18 protein-coding genes are annotated in these 25,665 nt (G+C 72.6%); 9 read left to right on the forward strand and 9 right to left on the reverse strand.

Annotated features, from left to right (window positions below; genetic code table 11):
* The first annotated feature begins 21 nt into the window (after positions 1–21).
* The 8 genes from AB0O76_RS02120 to AB0O76_RS02155 all read left to right on the forward strand — a co-directional run bounded on the left by AB0O76_RS02120 (position 22) and on the right by AB0O76_RS02155 (position 9,427).
* Positions 22–1,680, forward strand: coding sequence for a dynamin family protein (locus AB0O76_RS02120; RefSeq protein WP_365484130.1), 1,659 nt, complete (start codon positions 22–24; stop codon positions 1,678–1,680).
* Positions 1,681–1,685: 5 nt separating this feature from the next.
* Positions 1,686–3,560 carry a YfjP family GTPase gene (locus AB0O76_RS02125; protein WP_365484429.1) on the forward strand — a complete coding sequence of 625 codons (1,875 nt, stop codon included), beginning with the start codon at positions 1,686–1,688 and terminating at the stop codon, positions 3,558–3,560.
* A 130-nt stretch (positions 3,561–3,690) separates the two neighbouring features.
* The gene (locus tag AB0O76_RS02130) at positions 3,691–4,110 is read left to right on the forward strand and encodes a single-stranded DNA-binding protein (protein ID WP_365484133.1); all 420 of its coding nucleotides are present in this window, start codon (positions 3,691–3,693) and stop codon (positions 4,108–4,110) included.
* Positions 4,111–4,489: 379 nt separating this feature from the next.
* Entirely contained in the window at positions 4,490–5,851 is a 1,362-nt protein-coding gene (locus tag AB0O76_RS02135; protein ID WP_365484432.1) for a Cys-Gln thioester bond-forming surface protein, read from the forward strand.
* 204 nt (positions 5,852–6,055) lie between these two features.
* Positions 6,056–6,463, forward strand: coding sequence for a hypothetical protein (locus tag AB0O76_RS02140; RefSeq protein ID WP_365484135.1), 408 nt, complete (start codon positions 6,056–6,058; stop codon positions 6,461–6,463).
* Positions 6,464–6,643: 180 nt separating this feature from the next.
* Positions 6,644–8,308 (forward strand): energy-dependent translational throttle protein EttA, encoded by a 1,665-nt coding sequence (gene ettA / locus AB0O76_RS02145; RefSeq protein ID WP_365484138.1) that lies wholly within the window; start codon positions 6,644–6,646, stop codon positions 8,306–8,308.
* Between the two features lie 19 nt (positions 8,309–8,327).
* A complete protein-coding gene (locus AB0O76_RS02150) occupies positions 8,328–8,765 on the forward strand; it encodes a thioesterase family protein (RefSeq protein ID WP_365484141.1) in 438 nt (145 codons plus the stop codon).
* Positions 8,762–9,427: a hypothetical protein gene (locus AB0O76_RS02155; protein ID WP_365484144.1), complete on the forward strand. Its 666-nt coding sequence runs from the start codon at positions 8,762–8,764 to the stop codon at positions 9,425–9,427. The genes AB0O76_RS02150 and AB0O76_RS02155 overlap by 4 nt, the downstream gene beginning before the upstream one ends.
* Positions 9,428–9,487: 60 nt before the next feature.
* Here AB0O76_RS02155 and AB0O76_RS02160 read toward each other — a convergent pair whose 3' ends face one another.
* The 4 genes from AB0O76_RS02160 to AB0O76_RS02175 form a co-directional block, all read right to left on the reverse strand.
* Positions 9,488–10,453, reverse strand: coding sequence for an ABC transporter ATP-binding protein (locus tag AB0O76_RS02160; protein WP_365484147.1), 966 nt, complete (start codon positions 10,451–10,453; stop codon positions 9,488–9,490).
* A complete protein-coding gene (locus AB0O76_RS02165) occupies positions 10,450–13,218 on the reverse strand; it encodes an FtsX-like permease family protein (protein WP_365484150.1) in 2,769 nt (922 codons plus the stop codon). Before AB0O76_RS02165 ends, AB0O76_RS02160 begins: the two co-directional genes overlap by 4 nt.
* A gap of 1 nt (position 13,219) precedes the next feature.
* On the reverse strand, positions 13,220–15,964 hold the full coding sequence (locus AB0O76_RS02170; RefSeq protein WP_365484153.1) for an ABC transporter permease: 2,745 nt from the start codon (positions 15,962–15,964) through the stop codon (positions 13,220–13,222).
* Positions 15,965–16,065: 101 nt separating this feature from the next.
* Positions 16,066–16,479, reverse strand: coding sequence for a globin (locus AB0O76_RS02175; RefSeq protein ID WP_266866860.1), 414 nt, complete (start codon positions 16,477–16,479; stop codon positions 16,066–16,068).
* 125 nt (positions 16,480–16,604) lie between these two features.
* Between AB0O76_RS02175 and AB0O76_RS02180 the strand changes: the two genes are divergently transcribed.
* Complete coding sequence (locus AB0O76_RS02180) at positions 16,605–17,579, forward strand: methyltransferase domain-containing protein (protein WP_365484156.1); 975 nt, start codon at positions 16,605–16,607, stop codon at positions 17,577–17,579.
* Between the two features lie 15 nt (positions 17,580–17,594).
* Here the strand turns inward: AB0O76_RS02180 and AB0O76_RS02185 are convergent, their stop codons facing one another.
* The 5 genes from AB0O76_RS02185 to AB0O76_RS02205 all read right to left on the reverse strand — a co-directional run bounded on the left by AB0O76_RS02185 (position 17,595) and on the right by AB0O76_RS02205 (position 25,665).
* The gene (locus AB0O76_RS02185) at positions 17,595–18,872 is read right to left on the reverse strand and encodes an FHA domain-containing protein (protein ID WP_365484159.1); all 1,278 of its coding nucleotides are present in this window, start codon (positions 18,870–18,872) and stop codon (positions 17,595–17,597) included.
* 80 nt (positions 18,873–18,952) lie between these two features.
* A complete protein-coding gene (locus AB0O76_RS02190; protein ID WP_365484162.1) occupies positions 18,953–20,296 on the reverse strand; it encodes a VWA domain-containing protein in 1,344 nt (447 codons plus the stop codon).
* 91 nt (positions 20,297–20,387) lie between these two features.
* Positions 20,388–21,782: a PP2C family serine/threonine-protein phosphatase gene (locus tag AB0O76_RS02195; protein ID WP_365484165.1), complete on the reverse strand. Its 1,395-nt coding sequence runs from the start codon at positions 21,780–21,782 to the stop codon at positions 20,388–20,390.
* 2 nt (positions 21,783–21,784) lie between these two features.
* Positions 21,785–24,349, reverse strand: coding sequence for a tetratricopeptide repeat protein (locus tag AB0O76_RS02200; protein WP_365484168.1), 2,565 nt, complete (start codon positions 24,347–24,349; stop codon positions 21,785–21,787).
* On the reverse strand, positions 24,346–25,665 hold the full coding sequence (locus AB0O76_RS02205; protein ID WP_365484171.1) for a hypothetical protein: 1,320 nt from the start codon (positions 25,663–25,665) through the stop codon (positions 24,346–24,348). Before AB0O76_RS02205 ends, AB0O76_RS02200 begins: the two co-directional genes overlap by 4 nt.

The following is a 25,665-nucleotide window of genomic DNA, read 5'->3' on the forward strand; positions in this document are numbered from 1 at the left end:
AAAATTGGGCATTCTTCGCATGTGGTGACCTTGGACGTACGGCCTCAACTGCTCGACGCACTCTCCGCCCTGCGCGAGCGTGTCGCCGCCGCACGCTTTCCGCTCCCCCTCGCGGGGGCGCCACGCGCGCGTGCCAACCGCGACGAGCTACTCGCGCAGCTCGACGACTACTTGGTGCCCCGGTTGCGGGCCCCCGAAGCACCGCTGCTCGCGGTGATCGGGGGGTCCACCGGGGCGGGGAAATCGACCCTCCTGAACTCTCTGGTCGGGCGGCAGGTCAGCCGGGCCGGGGTGCTGCGGCCGACCACCCGCACGCCCGTCCTCGTATGCCATCCGGAGGACCATCACTGGTTCGCGGGGATGCGCGTACTGCCCGACCTCACGCGCGTGTGGGTGCCCCGGCCGGAACCCGCCGACGGAGCCGACGGGGAGGACGAGGCGGACGGTGACGGCGACGATCTCCTCGCGCCGCTCGGGGCGGACGGCGAGCGCGCGCTGCGCATCGAGACCGTGGAGACCCTGCCCAAGGGGCTCGCGCTCCTCGACGCGCCCGACGTCGACTCGCTCATCTCCGAGAACCGCATCCTCGCCGCCGAGCTGATCTCCGCGGCCGACGTCTGGGTCATGGTGACGACCGCGGCCCGGTACGCCGACGCAGTGCCCTGGCATCTGCTGCGTACCGCCAAGGAGCATGACGCGACGCTCGTCACCGTCCTCGACCGGGTGCCGCACCAGTTGGTGACCGAGGTGTCGCGCCGGTACGCGGCGCTGCTCACCAAGGCGGGACTGGGCGACCTGCCGCTGTTCACCGTGCCCGAGCTGCCCGAGTCCACCGGCGGCGGCGGGCTCCTTCCGGTCACCGCCGTCGCGTCCCTGCGCGCCTGGCTCACCCACCGGTCGCAGGAGCCCAGGGCCCGTGTGCAGGCGATCGCACGGACCGCGCGCGGCGTCATCCAGTCCCTCGACGTACGGCTGCCCGAGCTCGCCGGAGCCGTTGCCGCGCAGTACGCGGCCGCCCTGCGGCTCACCTCCGCCGTCGACGAGGCGTACGAGAGCGAGCACGCACGCGTGCGGGGGCGGTTGCAGGACGGGGCCGTGCTCGCCGGGGACGCACTGAAGCGGTGGCGCAGCTACCCCCTGGACTGCGGTGCCGGCGAGCTCCTCGACGCCGTCGGCGAGAGCCTGGAGACGCTGCTGCTGTGCGCGGTGACCGCCGCCGACGAGCGGATCGACGACGCGTGGCGGCGCGAGCCTGCCGCCGCCGCCCCCGGGCTCATGGACCGCGTCCGTGTCCCCGAGAGCGCGGAGGACCGCATCGGCATGGCGGTGCGGCGCTGGCGGCGCGTCCTTGAGGAGTACGCCGAGGAAGAGGTCCGCGGGCTCGACAGGCTGGAGAAGAACCTTGTCCCCGACCCCGAGTCGGTGGCCGCCCTGCTCGCCATCGCCCTGCTCGGCGGGCGCCGCGCCCGTCCGGCGGGCGAGACGCTCGCCGAGCGGATCGGCGCCCATGGCGCGCTCCGGCTGCGGGACCGGGGCGGGCGCCTGCTCACCAGCTACCTCGACACCGTCCTCGGCGCGGAACGGGAGCGACGCCTCGCCCCGCTCGACGCCCTCGACGTGAACCCCGAACCCCAGGCCGACCTGATCGCCGCGCTGTCCGTACTGCAGAAGGAGAGGTGACCGCGGTGACTGCCGTCACGGATCACACCGAGCACGATGGGCGTTCCGAAAAGGGGCCGGAGGATTCGGGGACTCCGGGGGCTTCGGAGACTTCGGGGGCTTCCGGGACGACTTCCGGGGACGCGGGACGCGGCTCCGAAGGCGTGTGGGACGACGGGCTCATCGCCCGCCGCGGCCCCGAGCGGGGGGCGGACAGTTCCACCGAGGGGTACGTCCCTACGGACACGGGGTCCGGAACCGGCTCGTCCGCGGCTCAGGCTGCCCCCGGCACCTCGACCGCGTACGACGGGCATTTGCGCGCCCGGCTCGACGCCCTGCGGGAACTCGTCGGGCTCTCCCGCACCCGCCTCGACAGCGCCACCCTCGCCGAGGCGGGCCGGGTGCTCGACGAGGCGGTGGCCCGGCGCAGGCTCTCCGACCGGCACACCGTCGTCGCCGTCGCGGGAGCCACCGGCAGCGGCAAGTCGACGCTGTTCAACGCCCTTGCCGGGGTGACGATCTCGGAGGCAGGGGTGCGCAGGCCGACCACCGCGGCGCCCATCGGCTGCAGCTGGACCGACGGTGCTGCGGCGCTCCTCGACCGGCTCGGCATCCCGGGGCGGCTGCGCAGGCGCCCGCTCCAGGGTCCCGACACGAAGACGCTGCAGGGGCTCGTCCTGATCGACCTGCCGGACCACGACTCGGCGGTCGGTGAGCACCGCGAGCACGTGGACCGGATCCTCGGACTCGTCGACGCGGTCATCTGGGTCGTCGACCCCGAGAAGTACGCCGACGCCATGCTGCACGAGCGCTATCTGCGGCCCATGGCGGGCCACGCCGAGGTCACCTTCGTCGTGCTCAACCAGGTGGACCGGCTGCCCGGCGACGCCGCCGACCAGGTGCTCGACGATCTGCGGCGACTGCTCGACGAGGACGGCATCGCACTCGGCGAGCACGGCGAACCCGGCGCCACCGTGCTCGCGCTGTCCGCCCTGACCGGCGAAGGAATCGGTGAACTGCGCGAGTCCCTCGGCCAGTTCACCCAGGAGCGGACCGCCGCCGCCCGGCGGATCGAGGCCGACCTGAACGCCGCGGCCGACCGGCTGTGGCCGGTGTACGTCGGTTCATCCGGAGGGCGGGGCGCGCGGCGCGTCGGGCTCAGCGAAGAGGCGCGCGACGAGTTCACCGACCGGCTCGCGGACGCGGTGGGCGCGGCGGCCGCCGGGCAGGCGGCCGAACGGGCCTGGCGGCGCAACGCGGGCAAGGCGTGCGGCACGCCGTGGCTGCGGCTCTGGCGTTGGTACGAGGCGCATCGCTCGCCGCGGTACGTCGGCTGGCCGGTGCCGGACCCCCCGCCGGACGAGGAGGCCACGGCCCGCCAACGGGTCGAGCACGCCGTGCGCACGGTGGCCGACGAGGCGGCGTCGGGGCTGCCCACGCCCTGGGGGCAGGCCGTGCGGGAGGCGGCCGTGCGCGGGGCGGAGGGGTTGCCGGAGGCGCTGGACGAGCTGACCGCGAAGGCCGGGGTGCCGAGGGGGCGGCCGCCGCGGCCCGGCTGGTGGCCGGTCGCGGTGTTCGCGCAGGCGGCAATGACGATGCTCCAAGTCCTCGGCGGGCTCTGGCTGGTGGCACAGATCATCGGGGTCGCCTCGCCGAACCTGGGGGTGCCGGTGCTGCTGATGCTGGCCGGCATCGCGGGCGGCCCCGGCGTGGAGTGGGCGAGCCGGATGGCGGCGCGGGGACCGGCGCGGCGCTACGGCCTGGACGCGGAACGAAGACTGCGGGAGGCGGCCGCCGGGTGCGGGCGGGCGCGGGTGCTCGATCCGGTGGCGGCGGAGCTGCTGCGGTACCGGGAGGTGCGGGAGCAGTACGTGCGGGTCATGGGGGCGGCCGTGGGGTGAGGGAGTTATCCACAACTGGCGGGTAGACCACAGGGCTCAGCGAGCTGCTCCCGACGCGTGCACTCTGAGATCACAGCCGCGCAGGCGGAGCAGCCGCGCGGGCGGAGTGGACGAGGGAGGGGTTCGGATCATGAACGAGACCTTGGTGACGGTGGTGGGGAACGTCGCGACGACGCCCGTGTTCCGGGAGCTGGCCTCCGGGCCGGTGTCACGGTTCCGGCTCGCGGTGACCACGCGGTACTACGACGGGGTCCAGAAGGTCTGGGTCGACGGGCACACCAACTTCTTCACGGTGTGGGCGAACCGAGCGCTCGGGACGAATGTGCAGGCGTCCCTGACGATCGGTGAACCGGTCATCGTGCAGGGGCGGTTGAAGGTGCGCGACGAGGAGCGGGGCGGTCAGCACTGGACGTCGGCGGACATCGACGCGACGACCGTCGGCCACGATCTCTCGCGCGGCACGGCGGCGTTCCGGCGCGTGCTCAAGGCGAACGCCGCGCTCACGAATCCGGCGTCGACGCGCGAGGCGGAGCCCGAACCGGTGGGGTGATGGTCCGTCAGCGCGGGGGCGACCGATGTGCGGCTTATCGGCGAATGGGTGCCGTTGATTTGTCGATAAGCCCAGCCCAGTAGGGGTGTTGGCGATAACGATTCCGAGTCGGATCGGTTATCGAATGGCACTACTGGGGATCGTGGTCCGCCGCGTACCTAGGATGCCGGACGTAGCTCACGGGGCAGTTGGCAGTGGATGCCACGCAGGTGGCAGGTGATTCTGCCCCTTTCAATCTGCTGGCGGGACCACCCCCCTCGATGTGAACGGGTCCCGTCCGGAGGGGAATTCTGTGTCTTTTGCGCGTTCTGTTTTCTCTGCGGGCTCCGCGTGCACCGAGCCGTCCTCGCGCAGACGGGGCACGTCCCGCGTCGCCGCGCTGACCTTGGCGACCGGCCTCCTGGCGGCGGGCGCGATAGCCGGCGCGGGTGCGGCCGCGGCCGACGAGGTTCCGCAGCACCAGGGTGGCGCCACCGCGACGCTGGGCGGGCTCCAGACGTACGACCAGGCCGTCATCCGTGACGGCGGCACGAGCCAGCAGGTCCCCGCCGGACTCTTCGAGATGTCGGTGGACGGCGGCGGCACCCTGCAGAGCTACTGCATCGACATCCACAACCCGACGCAGAAGGACGCCAAGTACCAGGAGACCCCCTGGAGCGGCACTTCGCTGAACGGCAACAAGGACGCGGGCCGGATCCGCTGGATCCTGCAGAACTCCTACCCGCAGGTGAACGACCTGGCCGCGCTCGCGCAGAAGGCCGGCGCGCGCACGCTCACCGAGCAGGAAGCGGCGGCCGGCACTCAGGTGGCGATCTGGCGCTACTCGGACGGCGCCGACGTGGACGCGGTCGACCCGCAGGCCGAGAAGCTCGCGGACTACCTCCACAAGAGCGCCCGCGCCGCGGCGGAGCCCAAGGCGTCCCTGACGCTCGACCCGCCCGCGGTCTCCGGACGCGCGGGGGAGCGGCTCGGCCCGGTCACCGTGCGCACCGACGCGGACGCCGTGTCTGTCACGCCGCCCGCCGACTCCGCGGTCAGCGGCGTCAAGATCGTCGGCAAGAACGGCAAGCCCGTCACGTCCGCCGCCAATGGCAGCCAGCTGTTCTTCGACGTCCCCAAGGACACCCCGGACGGCTCGGCGGCGCTCACCGTCCAGGCGTCGACGACGGTGCCGGTCGGCCGGGCCTTCGCGTCCGAGACCAGGAGCCAGACGCAGATCCTCGCGGGCTCCAGCGAGTCCACGGTCTCCGCGACGGCGAACGCGTCCTGGGCGAAGAAGGGCGCGATACCCGCCCTGTCGGCGGAGAAGAACTGCGCCAAGAGCGGCGTGGACATCACGGCGAGCAACAAGGGCGACCAGCCCTTCACTTTCCGCCTGATGGGCTTCAAGCACACCATCGAGGCGGGTACGTCGCGGACGGTGACGATCCCGTTGCAGGAGGACCAGCCCTACGACTTCACGATCAAGGGGCCGAACGGCTTCGAGAAGCGCTTCAAGGGCGTACTCGACTGCCGCACCGAGGGCAGCACGATCGGCAACAAGACCCAGCCCCTCCCCGACCCGAGCCCGGCGTCGGCGGGCGGCGGCACCGGTGGCGACGACCTCGCGGCGACCGGCGGCTCCAGCGCGACGCCGATGATCGCCGGGATAGCGGTGGTCATGGTGGTCCTTGGCGGCGCGGCGATGTTCCTCCTGCGCAAGAAGAAGGACCCGGCACAGGCGCCGACCGACGAGCAGTAGGCGCGCGGTAGTTGGGGCGCGTCGCGAGGGTTGCGGCGCGCCCTCTGCGCTGGCTGACAGGGGTCGGGTTCCGCTGTCAGGCGCTGTCAGTGCGCTGTGGGTGTGGTGTCAGGACCGCCCGGCAGAGTCTTGCTCATCAACGAACGGCAAGTACCCGCCGGGAAAGCCCGGCAGGGGCCGCTCACACCAAGGAGCACACACACCATGTCCGTCACCTTCACCGACCAGGACAAGCTCGCCCTCCGCACCGCCGCCTACGGCGCCATCTCCCTGCTGGCCGCCGCCGACGCCGCCGGCTCACCCCACAAGATCGCCACCCAGGGCTCCATCGCCCTGGCCTCCGCGACGGGCCCCGTCGGCTACGTCCTCGCCGAGAACTCCAAGATCGGCGACCTCGGCGGCAAGTCGGTCGCCGAACTCGCAGACACGGTCCTGCCCGCGCTGACGGCCGCCGCGACCCTCCTCAAGAAGCAGGACCCGGTCCAGGCCGACAACTTCCGCGGCATCATCACCATCGCCCTCGAAACCGCAGCCCAGGCCCGCAAGGGCGGCCCCAGCCCCACCATGACCGACATGAGCCACAAGATCACCGCAGCCATCGACGCCGCGTGACGGGAACGGGCGGGCCGGGACTGGACGGACCGACAACGACAGACGGTGACAGTTCACTTACCGTCGGGTGCCAGGAACGTCCAGGTCACGGCCCCCGCCCAGTACTGGTTTCCCCCGGTAGGTAGCCGTCAGGCAAGATGGGGTGTATCTGCCCACTCACTGATTGCCGGACGGTTTCTCTTGGCTGAGTACATCTACACCATGCGCAAGACGCGCAAGGCGCACGGCGACAAGGTGATCCTCGATGACGTCACCTTGAGCTTCCTTCCTGGCGCGAAGATCGGTGTCGTGGGCCCCAACGGCGCCGGTAAGTCCACGGTGCTGAAGATCATGGCCGGTCTTGAGCAGCCGTCCAACGGTGACGCCTTCCTCTCGCCCGGTTACAGCGTCGGCATCCTCATGCAGGAGCCGCACCTGGACGAGTCGAAGACCGTTCTGGAGAACGTCCAGGACGGCGCCGCCGAGATCATGGGCAAGCTCAAGCGCTTCAACGAGGTCGCCGAGCTCATGGCGACCGACTACTCCGACGCGCTCATGGAAGAGATGGGCAAGCTTCAGGAGGATCTCGATCACGCCAATGCGTGGGATCTTGATGCCCAGCTCGAGCAGGCCATGGACGCGCTCGGCTGCCCGCCCGGCGACTGGCCCGTCACCAACCTCTCCGGTGGCGAGAAGCGCCGCGTCGCGCTCTGCAAGCTGCTCATCGAGGCGCCCGACCTGCTGCTCCTCGACGAGCCCACCAACCACCTCGACGCCGAGTCGGTGAACTGGCTGGAGCAGCACCTCGCGAAGTACGCCGGTGCCGTCGTCGCGGTCACCCACGACCGGTACTTCCTCGACAACGTCGCCGAGTGGATCCTCGAGCTCGACCGCGGCCGCGCCCACCCCTACGAGGGCAACTACTCCACGTACCTGGAGAAGAAGGCCGCGCGTCTCAAGGTCGAGGGCCGCAAGGACGAGAAGCGCGCCAAGCGGCTCAAGGAAGAGCTTGAGTGGGTGCGGTCCAACGCCAAGGGGCGTCAGGCCAAGTCCAAGGCGCGTCTGGCGCGCTACGAGGAGATGGCCGCCGAGGCGGACAAGATGCGGAAGCTGGACTTCGAGGAGATCCAGATTCCGCCGGGGCCGCGGCTCGGCTCGATTGTCGTCGAGGTCGAGAATCTGTCGAAGGCCTTTGGTGACAAGGTCCTCGTCGATGATCTGAGCTTCTCGCTGCCGCGCAACGGCATCGTCGGCATCATCGGTCCGAACGGTGCGGGCAAGACCACGCTGTTCAAGATGATCCAGGGCCTGGAGACGCCGGACTCCGGCAGTATCAAGGTCGGCGACACGGTCAAGGTGTCGTACGTCGACCAGGGCCGCGCCAACATCGACCCGAAGAAGACGCTCTGGGCCGTCGTGAGCGACGAGCTCGACTACATCAATGTCGGGCAGGTCGAGATGCCCTCGCGGGCGTATGTGAGTGCGTTCGGGTTCAAGGGGCCGGACCAGCAGAAGCCTGCCGGGGTGCTCTCCGGTGGTGAGCGCAACCGCCTCAACCTGGCGCTGACCCTCAAGGAGGGCGGCAACCTGCTCCTCCTCGACGAGCCGACGAACGACCTGGACGTCGAGACCCTGTCGTCGCTGGAGAACGCGCTTCTGGACTTCCCGGGTGCCGCGGTCGTGATCTCCCACGACCGGTGGTTCCTGGACCGAGTGGCCACGCACATCCTGGCCTACGAGGGTGACTCCAAGTGGTACTGGTTCGAGGGCAACTTCGAGTCGTACGAGAAGAACAAGATCGACCGCTTGGGTGCCGACGCCGTGCGTCCGCACCGTGCCACCTATAAGAAGCTCACCCGAGGCTGAGACTGAGGCTGAGACTGACATGAGTCGGCATATCTACAGTTGCCCCCTCCGGTGGTCGGACATGGATGCCTTCGGGCACGTCAACAACGCTGTCTTCGTGCGGTACTTGGAAGAGGCGCGGATCGACTTCATGTTCCGGCTCGCACCGGGGGACGGCAGCCCGTCGTTCTCGGGCGGGTCCGTCGTGGCCCGTCATGAGATCGACTACGTACGGCCGTTGGTCCACCGGCACTCGCCGGTCACCATCGAGTCGTGGGTGACGAAGATAGGCGCTGCCTCGCTCACCATCGCGTACGAGGTCAAGGACCCCGAGCAGGTGTATGTGCGGGCGTCGACGATCGTCGTCCCGTTCAACCTGGAGGCGCAGCGGCCGCGGCGGATCACCGCCGAGGAGCGTGCGGTGCTCGAGGGGTACATGGACGACAGCGCCGGTGGTGCGGAGGCGCTCGTCGCATGACGGCGCAGCTGCACTTCGCCGACGCCGGGGAGGCGGCGGACCTCGCCGCCTTCCTGGCGCGGCTCATCCACTACGACAAGGCCGCGGCGGTGCGGCTGCAGGCGGCGGGGGATGCCCTCGCCGTGTTCGGGCGGCCGCCGTCGTTCGAGGTGCTCGCGATTCGTACGGCGCGGCTTGCGAAGCCGTACGAGTACGGGCTCGACACCTCGCTGGACGTCACCGTCTCGGCGGGTGAGCTTCTGGAGTCCGTGGATCCCGAGGGCTCGGCGGCCGTGCCGCAGGCCGTGACGGGGCCGCCGTGGGCCGGAGTGCTTCCGCCGCGGGGCGGCTGGCAGCCGGAGGCGGGGCTTCCGGGGATGGATGCCGTGCGGGGGCTCGTGGCGGCTGCCGTTGCCGAATTCAAGGCTCGGGTGGAGGAGTTGCCGGCGGAGCGGCGGGTCCGGGCCGAGCTGGATCAGGTGGGGCGGGAGATCTGGTCCCGGTCCATCGGGGATACGGGGCTTCCCGTGCGCGCTGCGCATGCGGCGCAAGCCTTGGGCTTTTTGCGGGGGGAGTCACTGGACCTGCTGTCCAGCGGGGCCTGGCTTCGGTTGCGTACGTCTTATGGGTCTGTTGCTGTGCGGCGGGCGGGTGTTGGGGGGCTTTCCGTCTCCCCTGTGTAGGCGGTACTGGGCACAACGCGGGCGGCCTGATCGCGTGCGGCGCGGACGGGTCTGTTCGGCTCAGGTCTCGTTGTCGTCCGGCCATACCCCGATGTGGTCCCGTTCCAGCTCAAGGGCCACCCTGTCCCGCATTCCCAAGGCCTGCGTGTAATCCGCCGGGAGCTGTAGGCGGCCCGCGCGGTCCAGCATCGCGTACTCGCGGGAGATCACTGATTCCTGGCCCGTGGTCTCGTCCACCTCTGTGCGGCGCAGGACCTCCGTCGATGTGCGGCCGTCCCGGATGGCGACCGTGCGGCGGACCTCGGAGGCCACCGCCTGGTCGTGGGTGACGATGACGATCGTGGTGCCGAGGCGTTCGTTCGCCGTGCGGAAGGCCGCGAATATCTGCTCCGCGGTGTGCGAGTCCAGTTCGCCGGTGGGTTCGTCGGCGAGGAGGACCGAGGGGTTGTTGGCGAGGGCCACCGCGATTGCCACGCGCTGCTGCTGGCCGCCGGACAACTGCCGTGGGTGCCGGTCTCGGCAGTCCGCCACGTCCAGCAACTCCAGGAGTTCCGTGGCCCGTTGAGATTTCTGGGTTCGACGGAAGCGACCGCCGCCCCGCAACTGCATCGGCAGCGCCACGTTCTGAGCCGCCGTCAGGTACGGCAGCAGATTGCGTCCCGTCTGCTGCCATACGAAGCCGACCACGTCCCTGCGGTAGCCGAGGCGTTCCTTTGCGCCCATCGTGAGGAGGTCGCGGCCCGCGACCCGCGCCGCGCCCGCGGTCGGCTCGTCGAGTCCGGCGAGGATGTTCATCAGTGTTGATTTTCCGCTGCCCGAAGCGCCTACCAGGGCCATCAACTCGCCCTCGCGGACCAGGAGATCGAGCCCCTGTAGCGCCTGCACCTCGACGCCGTCCGTGGAGAAGACGCGGACCAGGCGGTCGCAGGTGATCAGCGCGTCATGGCCGTACGCGGGCCGGTCGCGGTGGGCGGTGGCCCGCGCCTCCAGGTCCGCGAGCGACGCGGGGGATGTGTTGGTCGTCATCGGGTGTCTCCCGTTCTCAGTTCGGCGGCGGTCGTGTGCCGCGACGTCCACCAGGCCTGTACGAAGGCGACGCCCGCCGTCAGAACCACCACGCTCGCGGCGGGCAGCAGCAGCGACCAGGGATCGGCTTGCAGTGTCACCTCGCCGAGGCCGGAACGCGGGCCGCCTGCCGCGAGGGCGACTCGGGCCAGGTCGATGCCCGGCGCCAGGAGGCCGATCGCAGCCAGGCCCACCAGCGCACCGCCGCACGCCGCGAGCAGCGCCTGCGGCAGGGACTCCAGGACCAGTAGCCGGCGCCCCTGCCCCGTGCTCAGGCCCATCGTGCGCAGCCTGGCGAGGAGGGCCGCGCGCCGCGGCGCGGAGTGCAGCAGGGACAGCAGTACGGCGAGTACGGCGTATCCGGCGCCCGCCGCGACCGCCGCCGTGTAGATGCGCTCGGCGCCCGACTGGAGGGGAGAGTCGGTGAGTTCGGCCCGTTCGGCGGTGCGGAAGTGCGCCTCGAGGCCGTCGCCCGCGGCCCGCGCCGACCTGGCGAGCGCCGCCGCGTCGATCCGCTGCCCCGGGGCGCCGGTCGCCAGGAGCGCGGTGCTCGGCGGCCGTTCGAGATGCCGCCGGTCGATCAGCAGGAACGCGCTGCCCGATGGGAGCGCCGGAGTGCTGTCCCGGACGGCACCGACCGCCGCCCGGAAGGATCCGGTGGGCGTACGGAAGGAGTGCGGGCCCTTGCCGAGCCGCCGGGCGACCTCGGGCGACGCGACGGCGGGAAGTACGGCGCGGGGGTCGCCGCCCGCCGCCAACTCGGCCTCGCCGACCGGCCCGAGGCCCGTCGAGCGGGTCAGCCGGGAGTAGGCCGCAGGGTCGACCGCGACCAGGGGCGCGGTCGACTGGTCCGGCAGCCGCAGATACCAGTCGATGTGGACGGAGGTCACATCGCCGATGCCCGGCGTCCGGCGTATCTCGGCGGCGAGGGAGGCGGGCAGCGTGCCGTCGCCGCGGTCCACGCGGACGTCCGCGCCGACCTCGAGCAGCGCCGTGCGGTCGCGGGCGTCGGCGACCCCGGTCAGGACGGAGCCGCCGAACGCCGCCGTCGTCAGGGCGAGCAACAGGCCGAGCAGCGGCAGCGCCTGGGTGGCGGACGCGCGGCCCGCGCTCGCCATCGACAGGAAGCCGAGCGCGCCGCGGCGGCGGGCAAGGGGGCGCGCGAAGAGGCGCAGGGGCAGCGGATAGAGCCGTACGAGAAGCAGTGCGGCGATGCCGCCGACCAGCAGCGGTGCCGCGCTCACCAGACCGCCGCCCGATGCGCCGTCGGTACCGGATCGCCGCAGCGTCACCACCGCGCCCACGGCCAGGACGAGCAGCACCAGTTCAGCCACCGTGCGGCGGCGCGACGGCCGGGCCGTCAGGAGATCGACGCGGCCCTCGTGCGCCCGCGGCCTGCGGTGCGTGAACGCCGCACGCACCGGCAGCGCGGCACAGCCGAGCACGCACACCCCGGCGGCCCCGGCCACCGAAGGCAAGGCGCGCGCGTCCGGCACGACGAGCACCGCGAGCAGCAGCCCGAGCGCGGCGGCGGGCACCGCGACCACCGAGGTCTCGGCGAGCAGCCGCCCCGCGACGCCGCGTACGGAGCCGCCGCGGGAGCGAAGCAGGTCGAGCTCGTCGTGGCGTCGTACGGCGGCCAGGGAGCAGGTCATCAGGAGGACGACGGCGGCGACCCCGCCGACTCCGTACGCGGCCACCGCGACGATCGGCGACACGGCGTCGCGCAGCCCGTCGTACCCGGTGAGGACCTTGTCGAGCTCGGTGGAGACCAGGGCGTCCGGGCCGGTGGAGCGGCGCAGTTCGGTGCGGAGCGGCCCCGCTTCGAGCGAGGCGACGCGCGCCTTCAGGGCCGGCAGGTCGCGGGCGGTCAGGGCGGTGAAGTCCGGGGCGACCCGCCAGTACTGCTGCGGGACCTGGTCGACGGCGGGCAGGAAGGCGCCCGCGCCGGGCGCGAGGAGCAGGGCGGCGTGCCAACGCTTCTTCGGCTCCTGGGAGTTGTTGCCCGGCACGTCGATCAGGGACGGGGTGCGAAGCACCGGATCGTAGGACCAGTAGGCGGACTCGGGGTGCCGCGGCTCGATGATCCCGGTGATCCGTACGGTCACGCGCTCGCCGGTCAGGGAGTCGATGCGGACGGTCGAGCCCGGCCCGAGCTTCATGACGCGGGCGGTCCGGGCGGTCACGGCGGCCTCGACCCGGCGGCTGTCCGCCGTCACGTCCGCCTTCGGCAGCCTGCCGTCACGCACACGCGCGTGGACGTCGACACCGGACTGCGCGGCCAGCGTGAACTGCGGTGGGATCTCGTCCGGTTGGGGCAGGGTACGGTCAAGTCCCGCGGGCGGCTTGACGGTTCTGACGCCGTACGTGGACTGCCCGCCGTCCACCCGGATCGGCCGGGGCATGGCCGCCACGACCTTGCGGTACTGCCCGCGCAGGACCGAGTCCCGCATCGCATCCTTCCGCTCGGGCTGATCCCATTCGAGGCCGGGCGCGGGCGCGGTGAGCTCGATGCCGCTCCGCGCGGCCCCGGCGTCGGCGATCGCACTCCGTACCCCTTCGCTCTCGTACGCGTCGACCGCGCGCGGAAAGACGGCGGCGAGGAACGCGGTGGCGAACACCAGCAGGGCGAGCGCGACGGCGGGCGCGGGGGCGGCGCGGAGCCGGGTGCGGGTCCAGGGGGCGACGGGGGGCACGGGGCGCGCGGGCAGGCCTTTACGACGCACGTCAGTTCCCTCCCTCGTGCCGCAGCGACACCGTCGGGTCGCCGCGGCTCAGGGACAGGGCGGCGGTGATCGCGAAGGGGACGGCCGCGATGCCTGCGAGGAGCGTGGCCGCCTGGGGGAGCGGCAGTTCCACCAGGACCGGCGGTACGGGACGGCCCGCGTCTCCGGTGAGGACTATCAGAGGGACCACGGCCCGCGTCAGGAACGCGCCTATGGCCACGCCGACCAGCAGGGCGACGGCGAGCAGGAAGCCCTGCTCCGCGGCGATCATGCGGGCCAGTTGACGGCGTGGTGCGCCCAGCGCGCGCAGGACCGCGAACTCCGCCGAGCGCTCGCGCAGCGACCCCGCCGCGCTCACCGCGAAGCCCACCGCCGCGAGCAGGGCCGCCGCCACCGCCACGGCGAGCAGCGCCGACTGCGGGCCCGCGCCCAGCGGGTCGTCGCGCAGCTCCGCGGCGATCTCGTCGCGGACCAGGACCTGTTCGGGGTCGATGTCGGGGCGGGCGCGCAGGGCGGCGGCCGCATCGGCGGAGGCTCCGGGGCGGGTGGTGAGCCACCACTCAGTGGGTGCCGGCGGCCGCCCGCCGTTCGCCCGGAGCGCGGCGTTCACGCCCGGCAGGTCGAGGAGGAGCGCGCCGCCGTCGGTCCCGGTATCGGCCGTCTCCTTCTGCGCGCCGGTCGTCGGCAGCTCCGGGACCGCCTCGACGATGGTCACGCGCAACGAGCTGCCGGTCACCGGCACATCGATCCGGGAGCCAACGGCCGCCCCGCTGGAACGCAGGAACTGCTCGGTGGCGACCGCCCCCGTCTGCCGGGACCGCAGGGCGTCGCTCAGTGCCGCACGGTCGGCGCGGTCCTCCCTGATCAGCAGCTCCGGCAGCGCCCGCGCACCGTCGAGGGCGAGCACCGTCGCCTGCCGGTCGTCGGCGAGGTCCATCGTGGAGCGCACGGCGGGAGCGGCATCCCGGACACCCGGAAGCGACCCGTACACCTCGGCCTGCCGCTCCTCCGGTACGCGACTGCCGAGCACCCTGAGCTGCGTACCGGCCCGGAAGTCCGCCTGGTCCTCCTGCGAGCGGTCCCAGGAGGCGCCCTGGCCGATCGCGAGGAGGCCGAGCGCCACCGCGAGCACCAGGAGCAGCACGGGTCCAGCGCCGCGCAGCGGTCTGCGGCTCAGCTGCCAGCCGGCCAGCGCACCCGGAAGGCCGCGCCCCCGCGCCGCCCTGCGCTCGGCAAGTCGCGCGGCGGGCGGCAGCAGCCGCAGCGTCACGACCGTGCCGGCCAGGAGCGCGAGGGCGGGCGCGGCCACAAGGAGCGGGTCGATGCCGAGGCCGCCCGCCCCGTCACCGCTCAGCGCGCCCGCACCGGACGTCCTGCTGTCCAGTTGCCAGTACGCCACCGCCGCGATGACCAGGAGCCCCACGTCGGCGCCCGCCCGCAGCGGGGCGGGCAGCGCGGCGGACCGGCCGCCCCGCAGCGGCCCGACGCCGGAGGAGAGGGCGGGCGCGACCACCGCGAGCGCACAGCCCAGGGCCGTGGCCACGCCGATCAGCCACACCTCCGTACCCGTCGATGTCCCCGTCGACGTGTCGAGCCGCACCCCCGTCCTCGCCAGTGCGCCGTGGCCCGCGAGCAGCCCGGTCAGCGGGCCCGCGAGCAGCGGCGCGAGCAGCGCGGCGGGCAGGGCGAGCAGCAGGGCCTCGACCGTCGCGAGCCGGGCGACCTTGCCGCGCGAGCCGCCGCGCGCGAGGAGCAGCGCCGTCTCACCGCCGCGTTCCGTGCCGAGCAGCCGGGCCACGAGCAGCAGCGCGTACCCGGCGAGCATGATCAGCTGAAGGGCGACGATCAGGAGCGTCGAACGGGACACCAGAAGCGCCCGCTCGGCCCGGTCGAGCACCTCGGGCAGCGACGTGCTCGCGCTCGGACTGCCGCCCAGGGACGCCGACTTGGCGAGTGCGCCAGGACCGTCCTGCGCCGCCGAGCGCAGCGCGCCGACCCGGTCCGTGGTCACCGCGTCGAAGTCGGCCGTCGCCAGCCACTGCGTACGGCCCGCCGAGACGTGCCCCAGGTCCTTCGGATCGGCGAGCAGCGGCCCGTACGTCAGGAAGACGCTCTCGCGCACCCCGCGGCCGCCCAGCTCGTCCAACTGCCAGTACGGGTCCGTGGGATCGGCGGGGCGGTACACGCCGGTCACCTTGACGGTCACCTTCGGCCCGGTGAGCCGGTCGGTGAGGGGGAGCGGGGCGGAGTCCGGGCCGAGCTTCAGCCGGGCGGCGGCCGCCTCGGGGAGCGCCACCTCGATGGGGCCTTTGTCGTACGAGGAGGGCCAACTCCCCTTCGTCAGACGGATCCTGGAGCGGTCGAGCGCCGCGAAGTGTGTGAGATCGGGGTCGCCGCCCTTCCGCGCCCCCTTCCGCGCGCCCGACAGCGCGCCCGGCAGCGCGTACGGCCCCGAACGGGCCAGCGAGCGAATACCCACCGGCAGCCCGTCGAAGGTGCGCCGCGCGCCCTCGCGCACCGCCCGTTCCGCCGACTCGCGTGCGCCGGGCGCCACTTGGGCCCCCACGGCGAGCGAGGCCTGCGCCGCGGAGCGGGTGCGGAGACTGTGCCGCAGCGCCGCGTCGCCGATCGAGCCGGAGAACGCGGTGAGGGTGGCCAGGACCGCCGTGGTGAGAAGCACGGCGAGCAGCGCGGCGGCGAGCAGCAGCCGGTGCGCGCGCACGCGCAGAAATATGAACCCCGTCACGCCCGCCGCCCCCCGTGCCCCGCGCTGTACGCCGTACGTCCCCCGAAGTCTGCAGGGATACTTTCAGAGTGCAGACACTTGGGGAAGGGGTGCGGGGGGCGTCAGCCCTCGGAGTTGACCATGGACGCCGCCGCGTACGTCAGGTAGTTCCACAGCGTCCGCTCGTGCTCCTCGGAGAGCTTCAGCTCCTCCACGGCGGCCCGCATGTGCTTCAGCCAGGCGTCGTGCGCGGCCCGGTCGACGGTGAACGGGGCGTGCCGCATCCGCAGCCGGGGGTGGCCGCGATTGTCGCTGTAGGTGCGCGGGCCGCCCCAGTACTGCATCAGGAACAGCGCGAGGCGCTCCTCGGCCGGGCCCAGATCCTCCTCCGGGTACATCGGCCGCAGCAGCGGGTCCTCCGAAACCCCCTGGTAGAAGAGGTGCACCAGGCGCCTGAAGGTCTCCTCGCCGCCGACCTGTTCGTAGAAGGTCTGCTCCTGAAGCGTGCCGCGCGGGATCTCATTCACATGGTCCATGCTCTCAGACGGGGCGGCCGAGTACGGAAGACTTAGGTCCTGCCCCGCACAGGGCCCCGCACAGGGCCCCGCACAGGGGGGGCCTGCCGCTCGCATCGCGGGCCGTACGGCAGCACAGTGGCTGTATGGGATCCGACGCCGAGCCCCCGCTCGCCGCGCGGGCCAGGGCCGCCCTGGTGCGCGAGATCGAGGCGAGCGGTGCCTGCGTGAGGGATCCGGCCCTGCTGACGGCGTTCCGGCAGGTCCCGCGCCATCTGTTCGTGCCGTACTACTACGTGGCGGCAACGGGCGGCGGCTATGAACGCCTCTGGGGCGAGGACCCCGACCCCGTGCGCAGGGCGCGCTGGCTGGACGGCGCGTACGCGGACTCACCGCTCGCCACCCGCGTACGCGACGGAGAGCTGCTCTCGTCCAGCAGCCAGCCGTCCCTGATGGCGAAGATGCTGGAGGAGCTGGAGCTGCCGCCGGACGGCTGCGACGTCCTGGAGATCGGCGCCGGCACCGGCTACAACGCCGCCCTGCTCGCCCACCGGCTCGGCGAGGAGCACATCACCACCGTCGACCTCGACCCGGAGATCACCGAGTCCGCACGGCGGCATCTGGCGGCCGCCGGCTACCACCCGGCCGTGGTCACCGGCGACGGCGCCGCGGGCTGCCCCGAGCACGCCCCGTACGACCGGATCATCGCGACCTGCACCCTGGCCTCGGTGCCGCGCGCCTGGCTCGCCCAGTGCCGTCCCGGAGCCAGGATCCTCGCGCCCCTCGCCACCGGCCTGATCATGCTGACGGTGCGGGACGCCGAGCACGCCGAGGGGCGCTTCCTGCACACTCCCGCGTACTTCGTGCCGCTGCGGGGCGGCAGCACAAGGGCCCCGCGGGAGCAGCCGCTGGGAGGGCTGCCCCGCAGGGCCCTGCAGAACGAGCTGTTCCGCTTCTTGCTCGAGCTGACCGCGGGAACTCTCGACCCCTACGAGGCCCTCGCCCTGTGGAAGCGCGAGGACCGGCCGGTGCGCGAGCGGTTCGGGGTCAGCGTCAGCGGGCCGCACGAGTGGGCCTGGCTCGACGACCCCGAAGGGCCGTACGCCTGGCCACTCGCGTAAGCCCCGAGCCGGGACTCAGCCGTGCCTGATCGTGATCGTCGTCCAGGCGCCGACATGCACCTGGTCGCCGTCCTGGAGCTGCACGGGGACGAACGGCTGGATGGGCTCCTCGCCGTTGTTGACCGTCGTGCCGTTGGTCGAGTTCTGGTCGACGACCGCCCAGGTGCCGTCCGGCTGCTGGACCAGGACCGCGTGCTGGTGCGAAACGCCCGGGTCCTCCGGCGGCACCGACAGGTCGATGTCCGGGGTGTCGCCCGTGGAGTGGCGGCGGCGGCCGATCGTGATCTGGTTGCCGACCAGCGGACGCTGCTGCTCGGGCGAGTACGCGGGCAGGTTCAGGCCCGATGCCTCGGGGCCGCTGCGGTGCATCATCGCCATGAAGTACTCGCGGTCGGGGCCGATCGTCGCCGTCCAGGAGACGGTGCCGACACCGGGCCCGGGGACCGACTGGAAACCCTGCGGCGGCTGCGGCGCCTGCGTCTGGGGAGCCTGCTGGCCGTGGCCCGGCTGCTGCTGACCCCAGTCGCCCTGCTCCGGGGCCTGCGGTGCGGCCGGAGCGCCGGGGCCGGGGGCCGCCGACGAGGGCGGCGAGAGCACCCAGTCGTCGCCGAACGACGGGCCGGGAGCACCGGGTCCCGGCGGAGGCGGCGGAGTGCCGGTCTCCTGCGGGAACGCGGGCGGCGCGGGCGGACCCTGCTGCTGGAACGGCTGCGGGGGCTGGCCGGAGGGGTCGCCGCTGTACGGCGGGGGGACCTGACCGGGAGCGCCGCCGTTGCCGTTGCCGAACGGCGGGATCGGCTCGGCGGGGCGGTTCATCTGCGAGGGCCGCGAGCCCTGGTACCCGAAGGGGTCCTGGCCCGGCTGGGTTCCCGCGGGCGGCGCCGGCGGGCCCTGCTGCTGGAACTGCTGGGCCGGGTTCACCGGCGGGTGCGGGGCGGCCGGGGTGTACGAGGTCGCCGTGTTCGTCAGGAAGTTCCAGCGGCACTCCTCGCAGAACGGCGCCATCGCCTCGCGGGGCGTGCGGCACTGCGGGCACAGCTCGGCCTCGGCACCCTGGTCCGGCACGGCGGCCAGATGCGGGCGTCCGGGGCCGGGCTGCGGGAAGCCGGGGTCCTGGCCGGGTCCTGGCGGATAGCCGGCGTCCTGGCCGGGGCCCGGCGGCGGATAGCCGTAGCCGGGAGCGGCCGGGGGCGGCGGCGGGGGAGGCGGCGGTACGGCACCGGCCATGCGGTGACCGCAGACCTCGCACCAGTCGTCGGAACCCGACTGGTGTCCGTTCGGGCAGGTCGGCATGTCGGCGCTTCCCCCTCTCCTTCTCCGGCCCAAGGGCCGTACGTGCTGTTGGTGGGGCTGATGGCTAAGAGCTGATGCTGCTACTTCTTCACGCGAACGGTCTTCGTGGACCGCGTCTCGAGAGTCATCTCGTCGGCCTCGGCGACCCTCGCCTTCAATCGAACAGTACCTGCCACGGCATCCACCACGTCGACCACCTTCGAAAGCAGCTTCGCGGTGTCCTCGTTCCCCGAGGCGCTCGCGAGCTGAACGGCGCGGCCCAGTTTGGCCGTTGCTCCGTCGACATCTCCCGATTTGCGCGCATCGAGGCCCTGCTGGATCACTTGTGCCAGTTCCGCCTGGCCCGTGTAGTGCGCCACCTGCGGATTGATCGACGTCGACGCGGCCATGTCGTCCGTCCACACAGCCCGCACCAGGCCCTGCGAGAGCGTCTGCGCGCTGCCGTCCGGCTGCGGCACGATCAGCGAGACGCGGGCGGCGAGCATCTCCTGTCCCAGCTCGGCGTTCGGCACCTCGACACAGATGTGGTAGTCGCGGGACTCGTCGCCCCAGGACCCGGTGGGATAGTCCCCGGCGCGCGGTCCGGCCTCCGTGCGGCGGTCGGTCAACTCCTCGACCGTGGGCGCCACTTGCTTGACGAACTTGATCTCCACGCCCATCGGCGTCCACAGTCGCAGACTGACGTCGGCGACCTCCTTGCCCATCGCCGCCTCCATCATCTGCGTGAAGTCGGCGGACAGGCCCGAGGGGTCGGCGACGATGTCGGCCGTGCCGAGCAGCGCGGAGGCGATGCCCGTGACCTCCTTCACCTCCCAGTCCGTGCCGACGCCGCGGGCGTCGCAGGTGAAGCGGCCCGCGCAGGAGTCGAGCGCGGCCTTCAGGTCCCCGGGTGACTCGTGTTCATTGCGGCCGTCGGTCAGCAGGATTCCGTGCCGGATCGATACGTCGGCCGATGCGAGCAGCCGGTCGGCCAGGCGCAGCCAGGTGCCGATCGCCGTGCCGCCGCCCGCGCTGAGCTTGCGAAGCGCCTGCTTGGCCTGCCCCCGGGTCGCCGAGCTCGCCACCGCGAGACGGCCGTCCCCCGGGTAGACCTCCTTGGCGACATGCGTGCCGCCGATCACCGCGAAGTGGACTCCGTCACGTACGGCGTCGATCGCGGCGGACGTGGCGTCCCGGGCACCGCGCATCTTCGTCGGCGGGTAGTCCATCGACCCCGAGCAGTCGACCATGATCGCCACGGCCGCGTCCGGGGTCTGCCCCGCCGAGTACAGGTGCGGGGCGCTGACCGCCGACCCGACCGTGCCACCGCCGGTCGAGGTCACCGTGGCGATCGCGTTGACCTCGCGGCCGCCCTCCGGGAGGTACTCGTTCTGATACACGTCGACCGAGAACTGCGGCACGTTCGACTTCGAGAAGTTGGCCATGGATCCCTGCTCCCCCTAGACGTCCCACCCGCTTCCCCAAGCCGGTGGGTGACAAGTGCGTGTGCCCCGAGGCCCGTTGCCGGGGCCTTCGCTAGGCCGATCCTGCCCCTTGCGGCATGACACGGAACGGCAGAATGGCCACTGTTACGTTGTCGTGGCCCCCGCCGTCCAGTGCGTGACCGACCAGGACCTGGGCGCTGTGCAGCGGCCGTTCGGCGGAATCGGCGGGTACGGCGCGTGCCATCTCCTCCACCGCCTCCGCGTAGTTCCACAGTCCGTCCGTGCACACCACCACTACACCCGCACGGTCCGGCTTGAAGGAAGCGGTGTGCGGCTCCAGTTCGTACGCGTCGGCGCCGAGCCAGCCCGTGATGGCGTGCGCGCGCTCGTCCGCGTACGCCTCCGCCTCGTTCATCAGACCCGCGGCCACCATCTGGGCCGCCCAGGAGTCGTCCTCGGTGAGCCGGACCGTCGGACCACTGCGGTCGTCGGGCACCCAGTAGGCACGGCTGTCGCCGACCCAGCCGACGACGAGCAGGCCACCGGCGACGATCGAGCCGACGAGCGTGCACGCGGGCGCGTTCTGGTGCGGGGAGTGCTCCCTGGCCTGAGTGGGCTCCGCCGCAAGGGCGTTGACCGCGTCGGACGCCGAGAGGATCGCGTCGTGCATGGCCTGCTGCGGATGCGTGCCGCGCGGCAGTGCGTCGAGCAGCGACTCGTTGGCCGCGCGTGACGCGGCGAGGGAGGCCTCGTCGGGGCGGGTCGCCGAGGAGACGCCGTCGCAGACGATCGCGACGACGGCGGGCGAACCGTCCGGCAGCGCGGCAGAGGAGATCGCGAACGCGTCCTCGTTGCGGTGGTGGCGCAGACCCCGGTCGCTGACCGCGGCCACCGCGTCGAGCTCCTGCTCCATGTGGTCGCGCTCGCGGGGCTGGGCGTGCCCGCAGTTCTCGCAGTAGCCGTCCGGGTCGACGCGGCCCGAGCGGCAGGCCACGCAGAGCTTGGTGCCGGCAGGCGGTGTCGGCTCCGGCAGCGCCGTACGGGGATCGGCGGGCTCGGGGCGAGCGCCCGGGGCCGGCAGGGGGTACTCGTCCGGCTCGGCGGGGCCCTCGGCGCGGGCGACCCGCGCGTCCACCGAGAGCTCCGCACCCGCCGAGTCCGTGCCCGGCAGGTCGGTCGGCAGATGCGCCGGCACCGGCATGTCCGAGCTGTCCACGTCCGGGGCGACGGGCCAGTCGGCGGACGAGGCGTCGGACGCCTGGGGCGAGGGGGACGCCTGAGGTGCGGGCGACGCCTGGGCCGCCGCGGGGCCCGCGCCGTTGATGGCGATCGTGGGATGGTCGCCCGCGTCGGCGGCGCCCACCGGCTGCGCCGACAGGTCGTACCCGCAGGCGCCACAGAAAAGGTCACCCGCCTCCAGCGGCTCTTCGCAGCCGGGGCACGTGGAACCGGCGGCCCCGGCAGTCTGCTGGTGCATCTGCGACATCTTCACACCCACGTCCGGGGGCGGAATCGGTTGGCCCGTTCCACCAGTTCGATCCTCTCCTCGCCACCCTGGGCGAGCCGGGCAAGCGTTCGGTACGAGCGCTCGAGGCCGAAGCGGAGTCCGCGCTCGTCGAGGTCGCTGCCAAGGAGCACGGTCCGCGAGCCGGACGACGCCGTAGGCGGCGCGGCGGCGTGACCAGAGTGACTACCGGAGAGTACCCAGTCCAGCGCCGTGCCGAGGACCTCGGTCGACAGACGCTCCCGGCGCACCGCGTCGAGACCGAAGCCCGCAAGGGCCTCCACCTGCCCCGCGGCCGCCGTCAGATCGCCGAGGAAGTCGGGCAGAGCGCCGCCGGGCGGCGGCGCGGTGTCCTGCGCCAGACGTTGCCGCAGCCTCGCCCGGACCGCGGCCACCCGGGCCGCCGTGTAGTGGATCGAGGCCTCCGGCACCGACTCCAGGGTGCTCACGGCGCCCCGCCGGTCGCCCGCCGCCAGCTGCACGCGGGCCAGGCCGAACGCCGCGCTGACATAGCTCGGGTCGGTGGTCCACACCAGGCGGTAGTACTCGGCCGCGTTGTCCAGCTGCCCCAGGACCTCCGCGCAGACACCGAGGGCCAGCTTGGGCGCGGGCTCGCCGGGGAACGCGTCGTACACGGCGTCGAAGGACAGCGCCGCCGTCTCGTGGTCACCGGTCGCCAGTGAGGCGATGCCCCGGTACCAGACCACCCGCCAGTCGTCCGGATGCTGCACTTCGAGCTCCGCCAACGCCTGGGCTGCCGAGTCCAGTTCACCCATGGACAGCCGGGCGCGAAGGCCGCGCAGCCGCAGCTCCACCGATTCGGCGGGCGCGGCCCGCAGCGCGGTGATCAGCTCGGCGGGCGCTGAGGCCATGAGCCCGGCGAGGAAGCCCGCGTTCGGGTCGTTCGGGTCGACGCGGGGCACCGGAAGGGCGAGCGACGTCGCCGGCGCGTCGAGGTGGCGGACGATCCGGGCGGGCGGTGCGGCCGGGACCGGCGGCGGTGGACCGCCGTTGCCCGCGGTCAGCTCGGGTCGGCCACCGCGCCGCTGCACGGGCAGCGCACGCGCCCCGAGGCTCGATACGTCCCCGGTGAGCTCGGTGAACAACTCCGTGTCCGTGACCTTCACTTCGGGCCCGAACAGCGTGGAGAGCGCGGGCCTCGGCCGCCCCGTCTGCAACGCGACGACCTCCCGCAGGACGCCCGTGAGCTGCTCCGCCATCTCCTGTGCGGAGGCGAACCTGCGGGCCGGGTCCGGGTCGGTGGCGCGCACCAACAGCCGGTAGAACGACTCGTACTTGCGGAAGACCTCGATGTTGTCGGGGTCCGGCAGGGAGTCCACGAACACGTTCGTATAGCCCTGGAAGTCGAAGGTGAGCACCGCGAGGGTGCGCGCCACCGTGTAGAGGTCCGAGGCCACCGAAGGGCCCGCCTCGGCGACTTCGGGGCCCTGATAGCCGACCGTGCCGTAGATCGCCGATTCCTCGTCGTCCATCCGGCGGACCGCGCCCATGTCGATCAGCTTGAGCTGGTCCTCGGTCTGGATCGCGTTGTCGACCTTGAAGTCGCAGTACAGAAGATTGCGGCTGTGCAGATGCCCGAGCGCCTCGAGCGCCTCGATGCCGAACGCACAGGCCTGCTCCACCGGCAGCGGATCGCGCTTCCCCTCCGCGGTGCGGCGGCCGTTGGCGATCTCCTTCAGGGACTTTCCGCCGACGTACTCCATGACGATGTAGCCGTCCATGGAGCCCGTGCGCTGGTCGAGGTGCTCGACGAAGTTGTAGATGCGGACGATGTTGCTGTGCTCGATCTCGGCGAGGAAGCGGCGCTCGGAGATCGCCGCGGCCATCGCGTCCTGGTCGCCCGTGTCGAGCAGGCCCTTGAGGACCACCCAACGGTCGGACACCGCACGGTCGATGGCCAGATAGACCCAGCCGAGGCCGCCGTGCGCCAGACAGCCCACGACCTCGTACTGACCGTGCACGATGTCGCCCTGGTTCAGCTTCGGCACGAACGAGTACGGGTGACCGCACTTGGTGCAGAAGCCCTCCGTGCGACCCGGCCGGTCACCGCGGGCGCGGCCCACCGGCGCCCCGCAGTCCGAGCGCGAGCAGAACCGCTTCCGCTCGGGCACCTCCGGGTTCTCCTGCACCGCCTGGCGCGGGTCGGGGCGCGGCACCTCCGGCACCTGCACCAGGCCGACTCCCAGCCTGCCGCGCCCGGACGAACCGGCCGCAGAGCCCGAGCTGCGCACCGAGACCGAACGCGACGACGCAGTACTGCCGGACAGGGAACGCGAGAGCCGCCCCGACACCGAGCGGCGTGAGGACTGGGAGCGCGACGAACGCGACGAGGCACGCGAACTCGACCTGGAGCTGCTGCTGTTGGAACCCTTGCCGCCGCCCGTGATGCCGGTCGGGGGCGATGACACCATGCCGTTCGGCGAGACGACCGGGGCCAGGCCACAGGTGTCGCAGTACAGCTCGCCGCCGCCCATGTCCTCGTACGACCCCGCGCATCCGGGTCGCTGGCACTTCCGCTGCTCACTCATGCTTCCCCCCTCCGGTCGGTGGGACCGCCCTGTTGCGGCACCCTCGGTGCAAGGACTTCGGCGGCCGCCTGCTGATAGCGCAGGACCGCCTGCTCGGCGACGCGCAGGTCACAGGGCGCGCTCCACAGCATCCGGCGCGCCGCGTCGTACCGCTCGACCAGGAGCGGGTCCTCCGCGTGGCCGAGCCGGGCGACCTTCGCCTTGTAGGCGTCGAGGCGGCCGCGCAGCTCGGCGCGGACCGCGAGGGGCTGGGTGACGGCCGTCAACGACTCGCGGGCGCGAAGGAGTTCGTCCTCGGCCTTCTGCTCCAGGGACTCCAGGAGCGGGGAGAGGCGGTGCCACTGGGCGTGCCTGCGGTAGTCGGACGCCATGGCCAGCTGCTCCTGCAGCACCGTCGGCGGGCCGCTCACCGCGGGCACCTCGGAGGCGGCGATCTTGGCGAGGACCTCCCCGCGCGCGGACCGCGCCTCGGCGAGCGTGCGGTCCGCGCGGGAGAGCACGTCGCGCAGCCTGCCGAGCCGCAGCTCCGCGTCCTGCCGGACGGTGAGCACCGCGTCGATCTCCCGGCGTACGTCCTCCAGGGCGCGCGCCTCGCGGTCGTACCGCTCGGTGTGCGGGCGGCCGCCGCCGGGGGCCGAACTGCCCGTCGCGGGCTGCCAGAAGGCCAGCGGATCGGTCACCACCTGCTCGCGAAGCAGCGTCAGCTCCGCGGTGATCCGCTCCAGGTCGTCGCCCGCCGGATGCTCGCCGGGCCGCACGCCCACGGAGTGCGCGAGCTGGCGGGTGCGCTGCAGCTCCGCCGCCAGGAGGTCGATCCGGGCGGGCAGCGCCGACCACACCGCGTCGGCGGCGACGACCATGTCGAGCGAGTGCGCGTACAGGTCGTTCATCCGCGCGACGAGGTCGGCGAGCGTGAAGCGTTCGGTGAGCTTGGCGGGGCCGGTGATCGACGACGACGGCGCGGGGGCGGCGCCGCCGGCGACCGTGACGCTCTCCCCGCGCAGCAGCTCGGTGAGCTCCGTCAGGTCGTCACGGTTGGGCCAGCGTCTGCGGGCCCGGATGTCGCGGGCGGTGCGCAGCGCACCCGCGTACGCGTCGAAGTACGCCCAGAGCAGGGTGATCTGCCGCTCTGTGGCCGTCCAGCGCTCCTGGGTGGTGCCGGTCAGGCCCGCACCCTCCAGGAGCCGGCGGCCCGCGTGATCCTGCAGGGCGAGGAGCGAGGTCTCGATCGCCTCGTGCTCGGCGTCGAGCCGCGCCAGCGCACGGTCCACCTCGTCCCGGTCCATCACAGGACCGGGGGGTCCCGCGACGCTCAT

The sequence above is a fragment of the Streptomyces sp. NPDC086554 genome, assembly GCF_040686095.1.
Classification (GTDB): domain Bacteria; phylum Actinomycetota; class Actinomycetes; order Streptomycetales; family Streptomycetaceae; genus Streptomyces.

Bases quoted from the DNA above. Each gene is read 5' to 3' on its own strand.
- AB0O76_RS02155 (WP_365484144.1), top strand. From the start codon at position 8,762: ATGACGGCGCAGCTGCACTTCGCCGACGCCGGGGAGGCGGCGGACCTC.
- AB0O76_RS02195 (WP_365484165.1), bottom strand. From the start codon at position 21,782: ATGTCGCAGATGCACCAGCAGACTGCCGGGGCCGCCGGTTCCACGTGC.
- AB0O76_RS02130 (WP_365484133.1), top strand. From the start codon at position 3,691: ATGAACGAGACCTTGGTGACGGTGGTGGGGAACGTCGCGACGACGCCC.
- AB0O76_RS02160 (WP_365484147.1), bottom strand. From the start codon at position 10,453: ATGACGACCAACACATCCCCCGCGTCGCTCGCGGACCTGGAGGCGCGG.
- AB0O76_RS02190 (WP_365484162.1), bottom strand. From the start codon at position 20,296: ATGGCCAACTTCTCGAAGTCGAACGTGCCGCAGTTCTCGGTCGACGTG.
- AB0O76_RS02175 (WP_266866860.1), bottom strand. From the start codon at position 16,479: ATGGACCATGTGAATGAGATCCCGCGCGGCACGCTTCAGGAGCAGACC.
- AB0O76_RS02205 (WP_365484171.1), bottom strand. From the start codon at position 25,665: ATGAGCGTCGCGGGACCCCCCGGTCCTGTGATGGACCGGGACGAGGTG.
- AB0O76_RS02200 (WP_365484168.1), bottom strand. From the start codon at position 24,349: ATGAGTGAGCAGCGGAAGTGCCAGCGACCCGGATGCGCGGGGTCGTAC.
- AB0O76_RS02150 (WP_365484141.1), top strand. From the start codon at position 8,328: ATGAGTCGGCATATCTACAGTTGCCCCCTCCGGTGGTCGGACATGGAT.
- AB0O76_RS02180 (WP_365484156.1), top strand. From the start codon at position 16,605: ATGGGATCCGACGCCGAGCCCCCGCTCGCCGCGCGGGCCAGGGCCGCC.
- AB0O76_RS02185 (WP_365484159.1), bottom strand. From the start codon at position 18,872: ATGCCGACCTGCCCGAACGGACACCAGTCGGGTTCCGACGACTGGTGC.
- AB0O76_RS02140 (WP_365484135.1), top strand. From the start codon at position 6,056: ATGTCCGTCACCTTCACCGACCAGGACAAGCTCGCCCTCCGCACCGCC.